The sequence below is a fragment of the Naumannella halotolerans genome, from assembly GCF_004364645.1.
GTDB lineage: Bacteria > Actinomycetota > Actinomycetes > Propionibacteriales > Propionibacteriaceae > Naumannella > Naumannella halotolerans.
This window is the reverse complement of sequence record NZ_SOAW01000001.1, coordinates 153,226-171,598: the sequence shown is the minus strand read 5'-3', so window position 1 is coordinate 171,598 and position 18,373 is coordinate 153,226. Positions and strand designations below refer to the sequence as shown.

The following is an 18,373-nucleotide window of genomic DNA, read 5'->3' as shown; positions in this document are numbered from 1 at the left end:
GTGAGGAGCAGCAGAGGTGACTTCACTGGCCGAACTGAGCGCGCATCAGCTGCTGGAGGGTTTCGCCGACGGCCGGTTCGATCCGGTGCAGGTCCACGATGCGGTGCAGGCCGAGATCAGCCGACGCGAGCCCGAACTGAACACCTTCTGGATCCGCGACCCGGCGGAGTCGTCCGCGGCCGCCGGGGCCAGTGCCGAGCGCTGGCGGCACGGCCACCCCTGTGGGCCGCTGGACGGGGTACCGGTGACGGTGAAGGAGAACATCGCCCGGGCCGGCGTACCGATGCCGAGCGGCAATGCTGCGGTGATCCCGGTGATCCCCGAGCACGACGACCCGATCACCACCCGCCTGCGCGAAGCCGGGGCGGTGATCCTCGGGTCGACGGTGATGCCGGACTGGGGCATGTTGTCCTCCGGGGTGTCCAGCCTGCACGGGATCACCCGCAGCCCGTGGAATCCGGCCTGGACCACCGGCGGGTCCAGTTCGGGTGCCGGTGCCGCCGCAGCCGCCGGATTCGGGCCCCTGCACGTCGGCAGCGACATCGGCGGTTCGATCCGCCTGCCCGGAACCTGGCTCGGCCTGGCCACCCTCAAACCGACCGGTGGCCTGATCCCGCTCGGTGCGCCCTATCTCGGACGGGCCGCCGGGCCGCTCACCCGTACCGCCGAGGACGCGCGGCTGCTCCTGGACGTCCTCGCCGGCCCTGCGCAGGGCGACTGGACGAGTCTGCCCCCACTCGGCACCCAGCCCCGGGCGAGCGACCCTTCACGGTTGCGGATCGGGTTCCAGCCCGAGGCGGGCGACGGGATGGCGGTGGACCCCGAGGTGGCGGCCGCGGTGACCGCCGCGGTGGATCTGTTCGCCGACAGCGGCGCCGAGATCGTGGAACTCCCCGGCAGTTGCAGCGACCGGGTGTTGACCGATCTGGACCGGTTCTGGCGGGTACGGTCGCTGCGGGACCAGCAGATCCTGCCCGGCGACCGGCAGGAACTGACCCTGCCGTTCATCCAGCGCTGGGTGCAGCAGGCGGCCGGCACCAGCGGTGAGCAGCTGATGGACTGCTACCACGCGATCGGTACGCTGCAGCGGCGTACCGTCGACCTCACCGCCGGCTGCGATCTGGTGCTGTCACCGGTGGCGCCGGTGGCGGCGTTCCCGGCCGAGTGGCCGATGCCGTTCGGCGAGCAGGATCTGGGAATGGCCCACATCGGTTTCACCGTGCCGTACAACATGAGCGGCCAGCCGGCCGGTACCGTCAACTGCGGTTTCACCGGCGACGGCCGTCCGATCGGCCTGCAGATCGCCGGCCAACGGTTCACCGACGACCTGGTGCTGGACGCGATGGCCTGGTTCGAGACCCACCGCCCGGCGTCGACGACCCCGGTCTGGCCGATCGGCTGATGTCTCCATCCGTTCCGCAGGACACGCACCCATCCGCCCCTGTTGGGTGCATTTCCTGCGGAACAGATGTCTGAGGGAACCGGACGACCCCGAACCGCGGTCTTCATCCGTTCCGCAGGACACGCATCCATCCGCCCCCGTTGGGCGCATTTCCTGCGGAATGGATGACAGCGGGCGCCTCAGTCGCGCTCGCCCACCCACTGGGTGATCAGGGGTTCGATCTGTTTCCAGTTCTCCACCGCCAGGTCCTGCTGACCCCGGAGGGCCTTCAGGTAGAGCCCGTCGCCCAGCAGCAGCAGCGTGGTCGCCACCGCGGGATCACCGGTGGCCTCCAGCAGGGCGTCGTACCAACCCCGCTCCAGCTGCATCAGCGCACCGCGCGCCCGCTCGGCGTTCGGGCCACTGATCCGCGAGGCGGCGAGGTAGAAGTCGTTGAACCCACCGGGTGACCTGGCCGAGGTACGCAGGTAGTAGGTGACGGGGCCGTCGGGATCGGCCGCCATCTGCTGCAGATCCTCCTCACCGTAGGCCAGCAGTTTCTCCAGCAAACCGTCCAGCAGGGCCTCCCGGGATCCGAAGTGGTAGAGCAGTCCTCCCTTGGAAACCCCGGCGCGTTCGGCGACGGCATCCAGGGTCGCCACCTGCTCACCCTCGGCGGCCACCAGCTCGGCGAAGGCCTGCAGGACCTTGTCCCGTGCTGCCGGTGGTCGCGCCATGGTCCGCACAGTACCGAAGGAGTTCGAAGCCGGCGGGAACAAGCGCGCGTTCCCGATTGTTTTGTGTACCGTCCAGACGGTACAGTTACTCGGCGGAGAAGGAGAGAGACATGACTCAGCAACTGGCACCAGCCACCGCGCGTGCCGGCGCACGGGAGTGGCTTGCCCTGGCGGTACTGATGCTGCCGGTGCTCCTGGTGTCGATGGACAACACGGTGCTCGGCCTGGCGCTGCCGGCCATTGCCGCCGATCTGCACCCGACAGCGACCCAACAACTGTGGATGGTGGACGCCTACCCGCTCGTCCTGGCGGCCCTGCTGCTGGTGATGGGCAATCTCGGTGACCGGATCGGGCGCCGTCGGCTGCTGCTGATCGGCGCCACCGGATTCGCCGCGATCTCGGCTGCCACTGCTTTCGCCCCCTCGGCCGAGTGGCTGATCGCCGGTCGCGCCGCGATGGCGCTGTTCGGGTCCATGCTGATGCCGTCGACCCTGGCGCTGACCCGCTCGCTGTTCAGCGTCGACAGCCAGCGGCGGTTGGCGATCGCGGTCTGGACCGCCGGTTTCAGCGCCGGCGCGGCTCTCGGCCCGCTGATCGGTGGCCTGTTGCTGACCGCCTTCGACTGGGGTTCGGTCTTCTGGATCTCGGTCCCGGTACTGATCCCGTTGCTGATCCTGGCCCCAGTGCTGATCCCAGAATCGAGCAACCCCACACCGGGCCGGGTGGACCTGCTCAGTGTCGGCCTGTCGATTCTGGCCATGGGCCCGTTGGTACTCGCGATCAAGGAACTCGCGGTGTACGGATTCGGTGTCCAACCGCTGGTGCTGGCCGTCCTCGGCCTGGCCTTCGGCGCGGCCTTCATCTCCCGTCAACGGGCGCTGAGCGATCGCGGCAGCCAGCCGATGCTCGAACTGTCGCTGTTCGGCATCGCCGACTTCCGCTACTCGGTGCTGATCAACCTGGTCAGCATGATGGCGATGGCAGGATTCCTGTTCCTGGTCTCGCAGCATCTGCAGTTGGTGCTCGGGCTCAGCGCACTGTCGGCTGCTCTGGTGCTGCTGCCGGGCTCGGTGACGGCCATGGTCGGCGGCTTCCTCGCTGTCGGCATCGCCCGCCGGTTGCCGGTCCGGACCACCGTCACCGGAGCACTGCTGGTCTCGGTCGCAGCCTTCCTCCTGGTGGGGTTGTCCGGCCAGGGCGTCACGGCCGTGACGCTGATGCTCGCCTTCGCCATGCTCGGTGCCGGTATCGGTGGCGCGGAGACACTGTCGAACGACCTGATCATCGGCTCCGCACCCCGGGATCGGGCCGGAGCGGCCTCGGCCGTGTCCGAAACCGCCTACGAGGTCGGTGCGGTGCTCGGTACGGCAGTCCTCGGCAGCGTGATCACGGTCGCCTATCGGGCGCACCTGCTGTTGCCTGCCGGGATGTCGCCGGAAGCCGAGGCAGCGGCCACCGGATCCCTCGGTGGCGCCTTGGACGAGGCGACCGGACTTGCCGGCCAGCAGGCGGCGTTCCTGGCCGATTCGGCCCGGGCGGCATTCGAGTCCGGGGTGGCGATCACCTGCCTGCTCGCTGCGGGCCTGATGTTCACCGCTGCCGTGATCGCCTGGCGCGGTCTGCGTACCGGCCGCTGAGACGACTCGTGCCGTCCGGTCTGTGACCGGACGGCACGATCGCGTTCTCGCAGGTGATCGAGACCTCAGCCGAAGTCGATCACTTCAGACCGTGCTCGGTGAGGAAGTCTCCGGCCACGACCACCGGATCGGCCTTGTCCACCTGCACCTGCGCCAGGGCATCGGTCAGGTTCTGCGTGGTGAGCGCCGCGGAGACACCGTTCAGTGCCTCGACCACCTCCGGGGTCGCCTGTTCGGACTTGATCAGCGGTACGACGTTCTGGGCCAGGAAGAGGTTCTCCGGATCCTCCAGCGTCACCCAGCCGTTGCTGGGAATCGCCGAGTCGGTGGAGAAGACATTGGCCACGTCGACGTCACCGTCCTGCAGGGCGGCGATCGTCAGCGGACCACCGGCATCCAGCGGCTTGAACTCGCCGAAGGTGACGCCGTAGACCTCCTGCAGACCGATCGAGCCCTGGAAACGCTCCTGGAACTCCGGCCCGGCACCGACCGACATCTCACCGGCCACCGGTGCCAGGTCAGCCAGGCTCTGCAGGTTGTACTCGGCCGCGGTCTCCTGGGTGACGGTCAACGTGTCCTTGTCCTCGGCCGCGGACTGCTCCAGGGTCTGCGCTCCTTCCGGCAGCACCTCCTGCAGGGCGTCGTAGACCTCCTCGGGGGTGCTGACGTCCTCACTCACCCCATCGGGTGAGAGGTAGGCGAGCAGTGCCCCGTTGTACTCGGGCAGCAGATTGATGCTGCCGTCGTTGAAGGCCTCCATGTAGATCTCCCGGGCACCGATGTTCGGTTGGGTCTCCACCTGCACACCCTTGGCCTCCAGCGCCTGGGCATACATCTGCATCAACAGCTCGCTCTCGGGAAAGTTGGCCGAGCCGATGGTGATGGTCGAACTCGAGTCGCTGCCGCCGCCGGAGTCACCGGCCAGCGGGTCCGAGCCGCCGCCGCAACCGACCAGCACCAGTGCGCTGAGGGCGGCACCGGCGCCTACGAGGATCGTTCGTGCTCGATTCATGCTGATTCTCCTGATCGTTGCTTGGCCGAAGCCCTGCCGGGGAGCCTACTGGCCCTGTCCGACGGGACTCAGGACTTGGACCCCACGGTGACCCGCCGGGCCTGTCTCCCGGTGACGCCGGGAGAAACCAGAATGCGCTGGGCGCCGGCCAACAGCAGGTCGATCACCACCGCGAGCACGGCCAGGACCACGGCACCTGCCACCACCCGCGAGTAGTCGCGCAGGGCCAGACCGTCGAAGAGGAAGCGACCGAGACCGCCGAGACCGACGTAGGCGGCGATGGTGGCGGTCGAGATCACCTGCAGTGCGGCATTGCGGACGCCGCCGATCACGATCGGCGCAGCGATCGGAAGTTCGGTACGCAAGGCGATCTGTGGTTCGGTCATCCCGATCCCTCTGGCGGCATCGACCACCGTCGGCGGCACCGCGCGGATACCGGCATAGGTACTGGCCAGGATCGGCGGGATCGCCAGCACCACCAGGGCGATCGTCACCGGCAGCAGCCCGATGCCGACCAGGGCCAGCGCCAGCATCAGCACTCCCAGGGTCGGCAGCGCCCGGCCGGCATTGCCGATGTTGATCGCGAGGAACGCACCTCGACCGGTGTGACCGATCCAGAGACCGAGCGGGAAGGCGATGGCGAAGGCGAGCGCCAGGGCCAGCCCGGTGTAGGCCAGGTGTTCCAGGATGCGTTGCGGAAACCCGGCCGAATTGGCCAGCGACCAGTTCTCGGGGTTCAGCAGGTAGTCGAGGCTCATGCGGTCTTCCCCGCTCTCGTCCAGGGGGTGGCCAACCGTTGGACGGCGACGATCGCGAGGTCGGCCACTACGGCCAGCAGCACCGACAACACCAACCCGATCACGATCGGTGGTGCATAGAAGCCGAGTTGGAAACCGCGGGTGAACAACTGTCCGAGTCCGCCGATGCCGATCAGGGCGGCGACGCTGACCATGCTGACATTGGCGACCGTGGCCACCCGCAGTCCGGTCAGGAGCACCGGCATCGCCAGCGGCAGATCGATGGTGAACCAGCGACGCACCGGCCCGTACCCCATCGACACCGCCGCCTGCACCGCAGCGTCGTCGATGGATCCGAGCGCGTCGGCGGAGGTACGTACCAACAGCGCGACGCTGTAGAGCGTGAGTGCGATGACCACGTTGATCGTGTCCAGGACGCTGGTCCCGATGATCCCGGGAAGAAGCAGCAGCAGCGCCAGGGAGGGGATGGTGTACATCACGCTGCTACCGGCCAGGATGATCTGGCTGAGCGGTTTCACCCGTACCACCAGCCAGCCGATCGGCACCGCCAGCACGAAAGCGATCAGCACCGGAAGCAGTGCCAGCCAGATGTGTTCGAGCAAGGCCTGCAGCACGGTCTCACCGTTGATCTGCAGGTACCTGATCACATCAGCGAAGAAGCCCATCGGTCAGACCCCGTTCTCCGGGGCCACCGGCTCGCCGGGAATGCGATCGCGCGGTTCCCGCTCCTGGGCCTGGGCGATCACCTCGGACTGCAGGGCCAGGCCCACCGCACGTCCGTCACCGTCGACCCGCACCGCGGCACCGACCGCCGACAACAGGATCTGGTCGACGACCGTCCGCAAGGTGGCCCCCTCGGTGTAGGTACCGACATCGGGATTCAGCCCAGCACCGTCCTGCCAGCCGACCGGCCTGCCTGCGTCGGTGATCAACTTCGCGCCGTCGACGCTCGAATCGATGGACTGCAGTTCAAGATCATCGGCGCTCAGGAAGGACAGCCCGCGATAACCGCGGTCGCGGCCCACCAACCCGGCGACGAAATCGTCGGCGGGGTCGGCCAGCAGTTCGGCGGGCGGCGAGAACTGCGCCAGCTTCCCGCCGGAGGCGAAGACCGCCACCAGGTCACCGAGCTTGATCGCTTCGTCGATATCGTGGGTGACCATCACGATGGTCTTGCCCAGCTCGGCCTGCAACCGCAGGAGTTCGTTCTGCAGATCCTCGCGTACCACCGGATCCACGGCGGAGAACGGCTCATCCATCAACATGATCGGCGGATCGGCGGCCAGCGCCCGGGCAACCCCGACCCGCTGCTGCTGCCCGCCGGACAACTGCACCGGGTACCGATCACCCAGCGAGGCATCCAGCCCGACGACCTCCAGCAGTTCGCGTGCGCGATCGCGGGCCTGTCGCTTGCCGACACCGTCCAGCACCGGCACGGTCGCCACATTGTCCACCACCGTCCGGTGCGGGAACAGTCCCCCGCTCTGGATCACGTAGCCGATGGTGCGTCGCAGTTGGGCGGCCGGTCGCCGGGCCACGTCATCACCGTCGATGCTGACAGTTCCGGTGGTCGGGTCCACCATCCGGTTGATCATCCGCAGGGAGGTGGTCTTGCCACATCCCGAGGGTCCGACGAAGACGGTGATCTTCCCGCTGGGGATGGTCAGATCCAGATCGGACACCGCCGTGGTCCCGCCGGGGTACTGCTTGGAGACACCGTCGAATTCGATCACTGTTCCAAACCTCGCTGTCCTCGCTGGCTGCCAACGGGGCACGTTGACGTCGACCCGTTCGGGGAGCCGCTCGGTTCAGCCTAGTCGGGATACTGCTGTGGTTCGGTGCGATTCTGCCTGTCCGGCGTTTCGTCCTCCGGAGCTGGCTCAGCGGGTACGGCGAGCCTGCCGGGAGGCGGTGAACAGCATCAGCACGAGGATTCCCAGGCTGACCCAGGTGGCGTACCTGTCGATCATCAGCACCAGATCGACCGCGGGTTGGCCGATCCCGTAGCCCAGTCCGGCGACCAGGCCGACCCAGGCCGCGGCCCCGATCACGGCAAGAGCGCACCAGCGGAGGAACGACATCTGCTGCCATCCGGCGATTACGTGGACCAGCACGGTGGGCACACCGGGCCACTCCCCGATCAGGACCCCGACCGCGGTCAGGCGGGTACGTCCGCGCAGCCCCGCGGCCTTGCGCTGACCGGACTCGGTGGGCACCAGCAGCGCCACCAGCCGATCGCCCCAGCGACGGCCGGCCAGCCAGAACAGCCAATGGAACTTCAGCGAACCGAAGACCCCCACAGCGATCACCGGCAGCAGACTGGTGCCGTTCACCGCAGCGAATGCCGCTGCGGCTCCGACCGACAGGTTGGATCCGGTCACGGCGGCGAGCAGCAGCGGCTCACTGGCCAACCAGAACGGCTGCAGCGGTTTGGTGAGAAGCATCAGACCAACCGCGACAAGGGGGGCCAGCAGCAGGAACCGATCCATCGGCTCGGCCTTGCCCTGCCACGGTTTCACCGCGTCCCATGCCGCGGCGCCGCTGCCCCTCGACTGCCCGGCCACGGTCTTTCCGGTCTGCCGACGATCGTCAATCTGCTCGGTGTGGCTGCTCATACCCCTCACTCTGGTTGGTCCCCGGGGTCCGTGGGGCTGCACGATTCATCGACTGCCATGAGCGCTCAACGCCGCCGTGGTGACATCTGTCATGTCGCGTGCGTTTCGCCCGGGGTGTCAGCTACCGGCACGGACCACCGGTACGCCCTCCGAGGGCTGGACCACGACGAAGCCCGGGCCGTGGAAGGCGAGCTGGAACGATTCTCCCGAACCACGTCCGATCAGCGACCCGAACTTGAAGTCGTTCTTGATCTGCGGTGCCAGGTTCGCCGACCAGCAGACCGCCGCCTGCGGGTCGACACAGGTCGGCTGCTGGGAGCAGTCCAGCAGCATCGGCGGCCCATCGGAGGTCACCGCGACCATGCCGTGTCCCTGCAGGTGCAGATTGAACAGCCCGCCCGCCATGAAGCCTGCCCCGCCGAGCGATTTGATGTCCCAGTTGATCGAGCCGTCGAAGGCGAGGACGTTGCTGGTGTTGAGGGTCAGCGCCTCACCCTCGAGCTGGATCAGGAAGACGTCGTGGGCCTGCCGGGCGTAGAAGATCTCGCCGTGACCGCGGGTGCGCATCATGTTCGCACCCTCGCCGGTCGCCATCTTCTTCAGCAGCCGCATCCCGCCGCCGCTGCCCTGGTAGGAGAAGTCCATCTGCCCCTGATAGGCCACCATCGCACCGGCAGCGGAGATGATCTCCGGCGAATCCGGGGTCAGTGCACAGCGCAGGATCTTCCCCGATTGAAGGGCCCAGCGTTCGGCGGTCTGCCGCTCGGAATTGGCGGCGTCGAACAAACTGCTTCGCATGGAATCTCCTGGTTCGTCGGGGCCTCCGAGTATGGCCGACCCGAAGGTCACTGCCCAGTGCCCGCCACTGCTCCCAGCCCGACAGGTGACCTAGCATCGGTCCATGTGCCGCAACATTCGATGTCTCCACAATTTCGAGCCTCCGACCACCGACGACGAGGTGCGTGAGGCCGCACTGCAGTTCGTCCGGAAGGTCAGCGGATCGACCCGCCCGTCGCGCGCGAACACCCCGGCCTTCGAGCAGGCGATCGACGAGATCGCTGCCGCCACCCGGACGATGCTGGATCAGCTGGTGACGAACGCCCCGCCGAAGAGCCGGGAGCAGGAGGCGATCAGGGGCCGGCAGCGCCACGAGAAGCGGATGGAACGCGAGGTCAGGCTGCGCACCGGTTCGGCGTGAGACCCGTCGGGCTGATTCGTCTGCGCCGCTGACGCGGCGGCCCCGAGGGCACCCAGCCTTGATCGCCAAGGACGAAACCGGGCCGTAACCGCGTCGTAAAGCTATCTGCCTTCCGCCGGTCTAGCTTCAGGGGGAAACCGCTCCCGAGAGGCAACTATGACCATTCAACCTCCGAGGACCGCGGACCCCGGTTCGTTCTCGATCGGTTACGACCAGGCGCTGCCTCCGCAACGCGCTGCCGTCTACGGAGTTCAACACCTGCTGGCACTGACCGGACTCTGGGTATTTCCGGCAACGTTGGGCTCGGCAGTCGGCTTGGAGTCCGAGCAGGTTGCCCTGATCATCCAGGGCTGTTTCCTGCTTACCGGTATCGTCACCATCGCATCGTCCAGCCGAGTTCTGAGACTGCCGATCGTGCAGGGCCCGACGGCTGCGCTGCTAGTCGCACTCATCGCCACCGGGGGCCAGTTCGGCCTCGGAACTGCATTCGGCTCCATGATCATCGCGGGGCTCCTTTCGGCACTGCTGGCGTTCCCGCTTGCCCGCTTGGGCTTGTACGGACACCTCGCCCGGGTGGTGTCGAATCCCTTGGTGTTCGGCGTCATGTTTCTCGTTCTGGGGGCACAGTTGGCCTCGATCGGCGTCTCCGGTTGGTTCACCGAGCTTGCTCCTGGCACAGGATTCGGCCCCGGTGTGATCATCGCCGTGATCAGCGCACTGGCGGTCGCCGGCTGCATGATCTTTGGCGGGAACACCATATTGAAACGCTTGGCGATTCTCGCCGGAGTTGCGATCGGAACGGTTCTGGCGGCCGCCATGGGGGTGTGGAGCCCGCCTGACCTCACAGCCACGCCGCTCATCGGCGCTCCGACCTTGCTGCCGTTCGGGATCGGCTTCAGTTGGGCTGCTGTTCCGATCATGATGATCGGCTTCCTGCAGGCCGGAGCCGAATCGATGAGTGTCTACGCCCTACTGGGCCGCTGGTCCGGGCAGAAGGTCGACGTGAACCGCGCCAATCGTGGTCTGAGCGTCGAGTTCGTAGGCTCGGCCATTGGTGGCCTCTTCGGTGGCATCGGGACCACCTCCTACCCCGAGAATGCTGGGATCCTCCGAGTGTCCGGGATCGCCTCGCGATCGGTCACGATCGCGGCCGGGGCGCTCGCGGTCGGTCTGGCATTCTTTCCGCCCCTCGCGTTGTTCATCGCCAACCTGCCCGGCCCCGCGCTGTCGGCGGCTGCCACCATCCTGTTCGGTGTTATCGCGATCTCAGGGGTGCAACAACTCCGGCATGTCGAGTGGGACGACCTGAACCTGATCGTGGCTGCGGTCAGCTTCGTAGTACCCGTGGGTTTGCAAGCCATTCCCGACGATGTTGTCGCCACACTCTCCCCTAGTGTGTCCAGCGTCCTGACCAGCCCGATGATGGTCAGTACGGTGATGCTGCTCATCCTGCACCCGCTGGTGAACCTGCTGATCAGACCGCGACTCGACGCCCGTAGAAAGGACCCCGAGGGATCCCATGCATGAAACGACCCAGTCGGTACAAATTGGATCCTGGACTGCCGAACTCCCGGTGATACCGATCTCCGACACTCGGGCGATCACACTGCTGATGACGATCGATCACGGCGTCCGGTTCATCGAAACCGTGGGCGCCGAACTGGCCGAGCGATTCCGGGACGACAGAATCGACATCGTGGCCACGGCCGCGACTCTGGGGATTCCGCTGGCAGTCGAGGTCTCCCGCGCCCTGGGGCTTGACGACTATCTCGTCCTGCAGAAATCCCGAAAGGTCCACCTGAAGGATGCGCTCCGGGCCACCCTGACCTCGATCACGAGCCACGGGAAGCAGGAACTCATGCTCGACCGCGCGCGTCTGGATGCGGTCCGCGGTCGGCGCGTGCTCTTCGTCGATGACGTGATCTCCACCGGCTCGTCAGCCGTTGCCGCACTCGACCTGCTTCACTCGGCCGGAGGAGACGTCGTCGGTGCCGGATTCCTGCTTCAGGAGGAGGATGCCGGAGCCGACGAAGTGCAGGCCCGTGGAGTGCGGCTAGTGACGTTGGGGCGGATCAGTCTGCGCGAGTTGTGACTCATTTCGGAATCACCCGTCGACTCGCATACGGCGGCTTCGTCTGACACACCACGGGTGACGCGCCGGGGAGCGCTATCAGCAAGACCGCGACACCGGATCACGCGGCCCGGTGGCTGCACCAACGGGTCCTCAGCAACGGCGCGTGCTGCCCTTGTGCGTCGCCACAGGCTCAGTGCCATCTCATCGCGTCTCGGCGACCTTGGCGTGCTGTTCCCACCGCCTCAGTCTCCTTCGGGCCGCCACCGGGCTCCGTGGCAGACAGGTCACTGCCACAGGATCAGACTGTCGCCGTCGGCGCATTCGGCAGCGACCCCGCTTCGGCTGTCGATGTCGACGAATCCGCCGCCGAACCGCACTTGATCCCCGAGTCGAGTCACCGTGCCGTCGGACAGTTCGACCGCCCGCCCGTCGTCGACCAGATCGGTGCCGGCCGGGAACACCAGCGGCGCCTCGTCGTCGAACGTCCAGCACCCGTCCCGGGTGACGGTCACGGTGCCGCTGAAGGCAGCTTCCATGCCACCGCCGGGATCAGACAGTTGCACCATGACGACGCTCGCGCCGTCCCGCTGCGCCGTCAGCGCGAGCGGATCATCTCCCCCGGCACAACCGCCCAGAAACAGGGCGAGTGCCGCACAACCGGCACTCGCCCTCGACACCCGACTCAGAAGTCCCAGTCCTCGTCGGTGGTGTTGACCGCCTTGCCGATCACGTACGACGAACCGGATCCGGAGAAGAAGTCGTGGTTCTCATCGGCGTTCGGGCTCAGCGCGGACAGGATCGCCGGCGACACATCGGTCACCTGGGAGGGGAACATCGCCTCGTAGCCGAGGTTCATCAATGCCTTGTTGGCGTTGTAGTGCAGGAACTTCTTCACGTCCTCGCTGAGGCCGACCTCGTCGTACAACGCGTGGGTGTAGGCCACCTCGTTGTCGTAGAGATCGAACAACAGGTCGAAGGTGTAGGTCTTCAGTTCCTCGCGGCGCTCCGGGGTCTGGGTCTCCAGACCGCGCTGGTACTTGTAACCGATGTAGTAGCCGTGCACCGCCTCGTCCCGGATGATCAACCGGATCACATCGGCGGTGTTGGTCAGCTTCGCCCGGCTGGACCAGTGCATCGGCAGGTAGAAGCCGGAGTAGAACAGGAACGACTCCAACAAGGTCGAGGCGACCTTCTTCTTCAGCGGATCGTCGCCCTTGTAATAGTTCATCACGATCTCGGCCTTGCGCTGCAGGTGCTCGTTCTCCACCGACCAGCGGAACGCCTCGTCGATCTCCTTGGTCGAGCACAAGGTGGAGAAGATCGAGGAGTAGCTCTTGGCGTGCACCGACTCCATGAAGGCGATGTTGGTGTAGACCGCCTCCTCGTGCGGGGTCAGCGCATCCGGGATCAGGCTGACCGCACCGACCGTGCCCTGAATGGTGTCGAGCAGGGTCAGGCCGGTGAAGACCCGCATCGTCAACTGCTGTTCGGCCGGGGTCAGCGTCGCCCACGACTGCACGTCGTTGGAGACCGGCACCTTCTCCGGCAGCCAGAAGTTGTTCACCAACCGGTTCCAGACCTCGACGTCCTTCTCGTCCTCGATCCGGTTCCAGTTGATCGCCTGGACATGGTCGACCAGCTTCACCGCCGGAGTGGCGGTGCCTTCGCCTGTGGTTGTCACTGTGTTGCCTTCGTGGAGGTTCTCGGGATTGGACATGATCAGTTCCTCAGAGCATGCAGGAGACGCAGCCGTCGACCTCTGTGCCCTGCAGGGCCAGCTGCCGCAGACGAATGTAGTAGAGCGTCTTGATGCCCTTCTTCCAGGCGTAGATCTGCGCCTTGTTGATGTCCCGGGTCGTCACCTCATCGGTGAAGAACAGGGTGCAGGACAGACCTTGATCGACATGCTGCGTGGCCGCGGCATAGGTGTCGATGATCTTCTCGTACCCGATCTCGTAGGCATCGGCGTAGTACTCGAGATTGTCGTTGCTCAGGTACGGCGCCGGGTAGTAGACGCGACCGATCTTGCCTTCCTTGCGGATCTCGATCTTCGCCGCCACCGGGTGGATGGAGGAGGTCGAGTTGTTGATGTAGGAGATCGAACCGGTCGGCGGTACGGCCTGAAGGTTCTGGTTGTAGATCCCGCCGGCCATCACATCGGCCTTCAGCTGCTCCCAGTCCGCAACGGTCGGGATGTGCACACCGGCGTCGGCGAACAACTCCTTCACCTTCTGCGTCTTCGGCTGCCACGGACCGGCGGTGTAGCGGTCGAAGAACTCGCCGGAGGCGTACTTGCTCCGCTCGAAGCCGTCGAAGGTCTCCCCACGCTCGACCGCGATCGTGTTCGACGCCCGGAGGCAGTGGAACAACACCGTCATGAAGTAGATGTCGGTGAAGTCGACCCCTTCGGCCGAGCCGTAGTGGATCCGCTCGCGCGCCAGATAACCGTGCAGGTTCATCTGCCCCAGACCGATGGCGTGGCTCTTGGAGTTGCCGTAGGCCACGCTCGGCACCGAGTCGATGTAGCTCATGTCCGAGACGGCGGTCAGACCACGGATGGCGGTCTCGATGGTCAGGCCCAGATCCGGTGCATCCATCGCCTGGGCGATGTTCAGCGAACCCAGGTTGCAGGAGATGTCCTTGCCGATCTCGTCGTAGGACAGATCGTTGGCGAACTTGCTCGGGGTGGAGACCTGCAGGATCTCGCTGCACAGGTTCGACATCGTGATTCGACCGTCGATCGGGTTCGCCCGGTTCACCGTGTCCTCGAACATGATGTAGGGATAACCGGACTCGAACTGGATCTCGGCGATGGTCTGGAAGAACTCGCGGGCGTTGATCTTGGTCTTCCGGATCCGCGCGTCGTCGACCATCTCGTAGTACTTCTCGGTCACCGAGATCTCGGTGAACGGTACGCCGTAGACCCGCTCCACGTCATAGGGCGAGAAGAGGTACATGTCCTCGTTCCGCTTCGCCAGCTCGAAGGTGATGTCGGGGATCACCACGCCGAGCGAGAGCGTCTTGATCCGGATCTTCTCATCGGCGTTCTCACGCTTGGTGTCGAGGAAACGATGGATGTCGGGGTGATGCGCATGCAGGTAGACCGCACCGGCACCCTGGCGGGCACCGAGCTGGTTGGCGTAGGAGAAGGAGTCCTCCAACAGCTTCATCACCGGGATCACACCCGAGGACTGGTTCTCGATGTGCTTGATCGGCGCACCGGACTCGCGGATGTTGGTCAGCGACAGCGCCACACCACCGCCACGCTTGGACAGCTGCAGCGCGGAGTTGATCGACCGGCCGATCGACTCCATGTTGTCCTCCACCCGCAGCAGGAAGCAGGAGACGAGCTCACCGCGCTGCTTCTTGCCGGCATTGAGGAAGGTCGGGGTGGCGGGCTGGAACCGGCCGCCGAGGATCTCGTCGACCAGGTTGGTCGCCATCGCCTCGTCACCGCGGGCCAGGGCCAGCGCGACCATGCAGACGCGGTCCTCGTACCGCTCGAGGTAGCGTTTTCCGTCGAACGTCTTCAGCGTGTACGAGGTGTAGTACTTGAACGCCCCGAGGAAGGTCGGGAATCGGAACTTCTTGTCGAAGGCGTGCTTCCACAGTCCCTTGATGAAGTCGTCGCTGTACTGGTCGAGCACGTCCTTCTCGTAGTAACCGTGCTTGACCAGATGGTCCAGCTTCTCCTCCAGGTCGTGGAAGAAGACGGTGTTCGGGTTCACATGCTGCAGGAAGTACTGGTGGGCTGCTTCCCGGTCCGCGCCGAACTGGATCCTCCCCTGCTCGTCGTACAGGTTCAGCATCGCGTTCAGCTCGTGGTAACCGAGCCCGCGGTACTTGTCGGGGATGTTGGTGTCGCTGGCATCGGGTGCCAGATCGGACGTGCCCGGGGTGGGCGCCGGCTGAGGTTCGCTGCCGGGCGCCTCGGCCTTGGCCGGATCGACGCCCAGATCTTCTACCGTCGTCTCCACAGTGCTTCCAATCCTTCCCTGACCCGGTCGACGTCGTCGGGGGTCCCCATGAGTTCAAACTTGTAGAAAACGGGCACCTGGCACTTGGCGGCGATGATGTCTGCGGCCAAGCAGTAGGTGTCATGAAAATTCGTGTTGCCGGCCCCGATCACACCCAGCAGGTGTGACCGGTTGACCGGATCGTTCAGGAACGCAACCACCTTGGGCGGTACGTGCCCCTTGCCTTCGGCACCGTAGGTCGGTACGACCAGCACGAACGGTGCCCGGGCCTGCACCGGGGTCCCGTCCAGCGGGATCCTGGTGGCCTCGATCCCCAGCTTCTGCACGAACCGGTCGGTGTTGCCCGAGCTCGAGGAGAAGTGGATCACGCGATCCGTGGTCTGCCGAATGCCTGTTGTCGGTTCGACCGTTGCACTCGTCATGTTTTGCCTCACTCAGACCGTTGATCTGTTGGTCGTTCGGTTCGGCGACGCCCGGTGCCGGGCGCCTTCGGGGCCGGAGACCCGAATCAGCTGTTCGGGTCGACCGGCCCTGTCGGATTGCTCAGGCGACGCTGCTGGCGGAGGTCTGTTCGACCTGCGCCTTGGCCAGTGCCGCGATCTTGTCGGGGCGGAAACCCGACCAGTGATCGGTCGCGGTGATCACGATCGGGGCCGCGAAGTAGCCCAGGTTCTTGCTGTGCTCGAGCGCCGCATCGTCCTCGGTGAGGTCGATCACCTCGTACTCCACACCCGCCTTGTCGAGGGCACGGTAGGTGGCCGTGCACTGAACGCATCCAGGCTTGGTGTACACCGTCACGGACATGTCACATCTCCTAAAAAACCCGAGGGAAACCCTGCTTGTTCGGTCTGCCGTTGACCTGTTGACCGGATCTGCCGACCTACTTCCCGTCAGCCTCACCGCTCGGCCCTTTCGGCTGCCCTGAACACTAGATGTAGTGTCTGACAGTCACCTTGACCGCTAGATAAGCGTATTACACGCATGTGATTTTGGAAACCGGAAGACCACAAGTCGGACCGGAATCTTGCTCAATCGCCGGTCTGGCGCGGTTTGCTCGGCGTGTCGCGGACCGTCTCCGAGGCCGGCTCGGGCGTGTCGCGGACAGCCCCTGCCGTCCGGTCCGCCGAGCGGTGGCGGCCCCCGTCGGCGTCACGGTCCAGGTCCTCCAGCGTCGGTACGGCCAGCACCGTCTCGCCGGCGGCCTCGGCCTCTGCCTGCAGTTCGAGCCGCTCGGCCCGCAGCCGCCGCATCATCGACCAGAAGATCAGGCCCATCGCCGCCATGATCAGCACCAGCACGATCGCCATCCCCCATCCGGGGATCGCGATCGCTGCCAGGGGATTGTCCTCGTTCCTCATGCCGATGCCTCCTCCACCGCCGGTACGACCGGCGACTCGACCGCAATGCCGGCGAACAGGTCGTCCTCCGGCAGGGATGACTCGACCCGACTGCGGGCCAACTCGAAGTCCTCGGTCGGCCAGGCGCGCCGCTGCACGTGCAGCGGGATGGCGAACCACCGCCCGTCCGGGTCGACCTGGGTGGCGTGGGCGAGCAGGGCGGCATCGCGTACCCCGAACCAGTCCGCGGCCCAGACCCGGGTGGTCACCCGCTTCTCCCAGTCCTCACCCCGGTCCCAGTTCGCCAGCCATTCCCGGTACGGCGACTCCAGCCCCTCCTCGGTCATCGCGGCGTCCAGGGCCGCAAGCCGCCGGCGATGGAAGGTCATGTGGTAGTAGAGCTTCGACACCTCCCACGGCTCGCCGAGCTCGGGCCAGGCAGCGGGGTCGGCGGCCAGTTCGTAGGCGGTCATGCTGATCCGGTGGGTCATGATGTGATCCGGGTGCGGGTAACCGCCGTTCTCGTCATAGGTGGTCATCACCTGTGGCCGGAACTGCCGGATCACCTTCACCAGTTCGCGCGCCGTCTCCTGCGGATCGGTCAGCCCGAAACAGCCCTCCGGCAGCGGCGGCAGCGGATCACCCTCGGGCAGGCCGGAGTCGACGAAGCCGAGCCAGACCTGTTCGATCCCCAGGATCTTCCTCGCCGCGGCCATCTCGTTGCGTCGTACCTCGGCGATGTTGGCCTCGATGTCGGGTCGTTCCATCGCCGGATTCAGGATCGAGCCGCGCTCGCCGCCGGTGCAGGTCGCCACCATCACCTCGACCCCCTCGGCGACGTACCGGGCCGTGGTCGCCGCGCCCTTGCTCGACTCGTCATCGGGGTGCGCGTGCACGTGCAACAACCGCAGCGGCTCACCGTGGTGGTCATGCCTGCGCGGCAGCACGACGGCGGGGCCTTCGAGATCGTCGGCAACTGATTCGACCATGGAGGTCATCCTTCCCCGCAGCACGCGTCCTCGCCAATCCAACCGGCGCGACCTGCGTCACGTCGGGATCCGTTCCGGGCCTCCGGCGGGCCGAAACCGGCCGACCGTGGGCTCACCTCCATACAACAACGAAGGACCGACACCGATTCCAGAAAAGCCGGTACGAGCGGCATTTCGGCACCGGGTGGCCGATGCAGCACAATGGACAGGTGTCCAGCAGCCAAGGCCTCGACGAGGCCGAGAGGGAACGGATCGCCCGCCGGTACCCACCGCCGCGGATCGGTCGCACCGGGTGGATCGCGATCATCGCCGTGCTCGCCCTGATAGCCGGCGGCACCTACCTCTGGATCGCCTCGTTCCACGGGAACGAGCAGGTCGGCGGCAGTGTCCGGGGTTTCCAGACCCACCCCGACCGGGTGGATGCCGTGATCGACGTCTATCGCCCCGACCCCTCGCGCCCGGCCACCTGCGAGGTGTTCGCCCTGGCCGAGAACTTCGAACGGGTCGGTGAGGTCACCCAGCTGATCGAACCCAGCGAGGCGAACGAGGCGACCGTCGAGGTGACGATCCTGACCTACCGCCGCTCCACTGCGGTCGACGTGGAGGACTGCGAGGCTCTCTGAGCCGTGCGGCAGCGCGATCCGTCGTACCGTCGGGG

20 protein-coding genes are annotated in these 18,373 nt (G+C 66.1%); 6 read left to right on the top strand and 14 right to left on the bottom strand.

What is annotated here, in order from left to right:
- Positions 1–16 precede the first annotated feature (16 nt).
- Complete coding sequence (locus CLV29_RS00825) at positions 17–1,402, top strand: amidase (RefSeq protein ID WP_208292698.1); 1,386 nt, start codon at positions 17–19, stop codon at positions 1,400–1,402.
- A 179-nt stretch (positions 1,403–1,581) separates the two neighbouring features.
- Here the strand turns inward: CLV29_RS00825 and CLV29_RS00820 are convergent, their stop codons facing one another.
- Complete coding sequence (locus CLV29_RS00820) at positions 1,582–2,118, bottom strand: TetR/AcrR family transcriptional regulator (protein WP_133753208.1); 537 nt, start codon at positions 2,116–2,118, stop codon at positions 1,582–1,584.
- Between the two features lie 110 nt (positions 2,119–2,228).
- Here CLV29_RS00820 and CLV29_RS00815 point away from each other — a divergent pair, with 110 nt between their 5' ends.
- Positions 2,229–3,755 carry an MFS transporter gene (locus CLV29_RS00815; protein WP_133753207.1) on the top strand — a complete coding sequence of 509 codons (1,527 nt, stop codon included), beginning with the start codon at positions 2,229–2,231 and terminating at the stop codon, positions 3,753–3,755.
- 79 nt (positions 3,756–3,834) lie between these two features.
- Here the strand turns inward: CLV29_RS00815 and CLV29_RS00810 are convergent, their stop codons facing one another.
- The 6 genes from CLV29_RS00810 to CLV29_RS00785 form a co-directional block, all read right to left on the bottom strand.
- Positions 3,835–4,767: an ABC transporter substrate-binding protein gene (locus CLV29_RS00810; protein ID WP_133753206.1), complete on the bottom strand. Its 933-nt coding sequence runs from the start codon at positions 4,765–4,767 to the stop codon at positions 3,835–3,837.
- Between the two features lie 68 nt (positions 4,768–4,835).
- The gene (locus CLV29_RS00805; protein WP_133753205.1) at positions 4,836–5,525 is read right to left on the bottom strand and encodes an ABC transporter permease; all 690 of its coding nucleotides are present in this window, start codon (positions 5,523–5,525) and stop codon (positions 4,836–4,838) included.
- The gene (locus CLV29_RS00800) at positions 5,522–6,190 is read right to left on the bottom strand and encodes an ABC transporter permease (RefSeq protein WP_133753204.1); all 669 of its coding nucleotides are present in this window, start codon (positions 6,188–6,190) and stop codon (positions 5,522–5,524) included. Before CLV29_RS00800 ends, CLV29_RS00805 begins: the two co-directional genes overlap by 4 nt.
- A gap of 3 nt (positions 6,191–6,193) precedes the next feature.
- The gene (locus CLV29_RS00795) at positions 6,194–7,258 is read right to left on the bottom strand and encodes an ABC transporter ATP-binding protein (RefSeq protein ID WP_133753203.1); all 1,065 of its coding nucleotides are present in this window, start codon (positions 7,256–7,258) and stop codon (positions 6,194–6,196) included.
- A 147-nt stretch (positions 7,259–7,405) separates the two neighbouring features.
- Positions 7,406–8,140: a DedA family protein gene (locus CLV29_RS00790; protein ID WP_133753202.1), complete on the bottom strand. Its 735-nt coding sequence runs from the start codon at positions 8,138–8,140 to the stop codon at positions 7,406–7,408.
- A gap of 117 nt (positions 8,141–8,257) precedes the next feature.
- The gene (locus tag CLV29_RS00785) at positions 8,258–8,938 is read right to left on the bottom strand and encodes an AIM24 family protein (protein WP_133753201.1); all 681 of its coding nucleotides are present in this window, start codon (positions 8,936–8,938) and stop codon (positions 8,258–8,260) included.
- 103 nt (positions 8,939–9,041) lie between these two features.
- Here CLV29_RS00785 and CLV29_RS00780 point away from each other — a divergent pair, with 103 nt between their 5' ends.
- From CLV29_RS00780 to CLV29_RS00770, 3 genes are all read left to right on the top strand, one after another.
- A complete protein-coding gene (locus CLV29_RS00780) occupies positions 9,042–9,338 on the top strand; it encodes a DUF2277 domain-containing protein (protein WP_133753200.1) in 297 nt (98 codons plus the stop codon).
- A 156-nt stretch (positions 9,339–9,494) separates the two neighbouring features.
- The gene (locus CLV29_RS00775) at positions 9,495–10,865 is read left to right on the top strand and encodes a uracil-xanthine permease family protein (RefSeq protein ID WP_133753199.1); all 1,371 of its coding nucleotides are present in this window, start codon (positions 9,495–9,497) and stop codon (positions 10,863–10,865) included.
- An 85-nt stretch (positions 10,866–10,950) separates the two neighbouring features.
- On the top strand, positions 10,951–11,430 hold the full coding sequence (locus CLV29_RS00770; RefSeq protein ID WP_166649087.1) for a phosphoribosyltransferase family protein: 480 nt from the start codon (positions 10,951–10,953) through the stop codon (positions 11,428–11,430).
- A 266-nt stretch (positions 11,431–11,696) separates the two neighbouring features.
- Here CLV29_RS00770 and CLV29_RS00765 read toward each other — a convergent pair whose 3' ends face one another.
- The 7 genes from CLV29_RS00765 to mca all read right to left on the bottom strand — a co-directional run bounded on the left by CLV29_RS00765 (position 11,697) and on the right by mca (position 17,715).
- Positions 11,697–12,089, bottom strand: a complete 393-nt coding sequence (locus tag CLV29_RS00765) for a hypothetical protein (RefSeq protein ID WP_166649086.1) — start codon at positions 12,087–12,089, stop codon at positions 11,697–11,699.
- 5 nt (positions 12,090–12,094) lie between these two features.
- Entirely contained in the window at positions 12,095–13,093 is a 999-nt protein-coding gene (gene nrdF / locus CLV29_RS00760; RefSeq protein ID WP_341799699.1) for a class 1b ribonucleoside-diphosphate reductase subunit beta, read from the bottom strand.
- A 46-nt stretch (positions 13,094–13,139) separates the two neighbouring features.
- The gene (gene nrdE, locus CLV29_RS00755) at positions 13,140–15,389 is read right to left on the bottom strand and encodes a class 1b ribonucleoside-diphosphate reductase subunit alpha (RefSeq protein ID WP_243831648.1); all 2,250 of its coding nucleotides are present in this window, start codon (positions 15,387–15,389) and stop codon (positions 13,140–13,142) included.
- Positions 15,374–15,811, bottom strand: coding sequence for a class Ib ribonucleoside-diphosphate reductase assembly flavoprotein NrdI (gene nrdI, locus CLV29_RS00750; RefSeq protein WP_133753195.1), 438 nt, complete (start codon positions 15,809–15,811; stop codon positions 15,374–15,376). The genes nrdE and nrdI overlap by 16 nt, the downstream gene beginning before the upstream one ends.
- Before the next feature lie 121 nt (positions 15,812–15,932).
- Entirely contained in the window at positions 15,933–16,193 is a 261-nt protein-coding gene (gene nrdH / locus CLV29_RS00745; RefSeq protein WP_133753194.1) for a glutaredoxin-like protein NrdH, read from the bottom strand.
- A gap of 224 nt (positions 16,194–16,417) precedes the next feature.
- Positions 16,418–16,747, bottom strand: coding sequence for a hypothetical protein (locus CLV29_RS00740; RefSeq protein WP_133753193.1), 330 nt, complete (start codon positions 16,745–16,747; stop codon positions 16,418–16,420).
- Complete coding sequence (gene mca / locus CLV29_RS00735; protein ID WP_133753192.1) at positions 16,744–17,715, bottom strand: mycothiol conjugate amidase Mca; 972 nt, start codon at positions 17,713–17,715, stop codon at positions 16,744–16,746. Before mca ends, CLV29_RS00740 begins: the two co-directional genes overlap by 4 nt.
- A gap of 209 nt (positions 17,716–17,924) precedes the next feature.
- Here mca and CLV29_RS00730 point away from each other — a divergent pair, with 209 nt between their 5' ends.
- A complete protein-coding gene (locus CLV29_RS00730; RefSeq protein WP_166649085.1) occupies positions 17,925–18,338 on the top strand; it encodes a DUF4307 domain-containing protein in 414 nt (137 codons plus the stop codon).
- Positions 18,339–18,373 lie beyond the last annotated feature (35 nt).

What these genes read in the sequence shown, in the direction of transcription:
- CLV29_RS00820 (WP_133753208.1), bottom strand. Translation starts at nt 2,118, where the DNA reads ATGGCGCGACCACCGGCAGCACGGGACAAGGTCCTGCAGGCCTTCGCC.
- CLV29_RS00815 (WP_133753207.1), top strand. Translation starts at nt 2,229, where the DNA reads ATGACTCAGCAACTGGCACCAGCCACCGCGCGTGCCGGCGCACGGGAG.
- CLV29_RS00810 (WP_133753206.1), bottom strand. Translation starts at nt 4,767, where the DNA reads ATGAATCGAGCACGAACGATCCTCGTAGGCGCCGGTGCCGCCCTCAGC.
- CLV29_RS00805 (WP_133753205.1), bottom strand. Translation starts at nt 5,525, where the DNA reads ATGAGCCTCGACTACCTGCTGAACCCCGAGAACTGGTCGCTGGCCAAT.
- CLV29_RS00800 (WP_133753204.1), bottom strand. Translation starts at nt 6,190, where the DNA reads ATGGGCTTCTTCGCTGATGTGATCAGGTACCTGCAGATCAACGGTGAG.
- CLV29_RS00790 (WP_133753202.1), bottom strand. Translation starts at nt 8,140, where the DNA reads ATGAGCAGCCACACCGAGCAGATTGACGATCGTCGGCAGACCGGAAAG.
- CLV29_RS00785 (WP_133753201.1), bottom strand. Translation starts at nt 8,938, where the DNA reads ATGCGAAGCAGTTTGTTCGACGCCGCCAATTCCGAGCGGCAGACCGCC.
- CLV29_RS00780 (WP_133753200.1), top strand. Translation starts at nt 9,042, where the DNA reads ATGTGCCGCAACATTCGATGTCTCCACAATTTCGAGCCTCCGACCACC.
- CLV29_RS00775 (WP_133753199.1), top strand. Translation starts at nt 9,495, where the DNA reads ATGACCATTCAACCTCCGAGGACCGCGGACCCCGGTTCGTTCTCGATC.
- CLV29_RS00770 (WP_166649087.1), top strand. Translation starts at nt 10,951, where the DNA reads ATGACGATCGATCACGGCGTCCGGTTCATCGAAACCGTGGGCGCCGAA.
- nrdI (WP_133753195.1), bottom strand. Translation starts at nt 15,811, where the DNA reads ATGACGAGTGCAACGGTCGAACCGACAACAGGCATTCGGCAGACCACG.
- nrdH (WP_133753194.1), bottom strand. Translation starts at nt 16,193, where the DNA reads ATGTCCGTGACGGTGTACACCAAGCCTGGATGCGTTCAGTGCACGGCC.
- CLV29_RS00740 (WP_133753193.1), bottom strand. Translation starts at nt 16,747, where the DNA reads ATGAGGAACGAGGACAATCCCCTGGCAGCGATCGCGATCCCCGGATGG.
- mca (WP_133753192.1), bottom strand. Translation starts at nt 17,715, where the DNA reads ATGGTCGAATCAGTTGCCGACGATCTCGAAGGCCCCGCCGTCGTGCTG.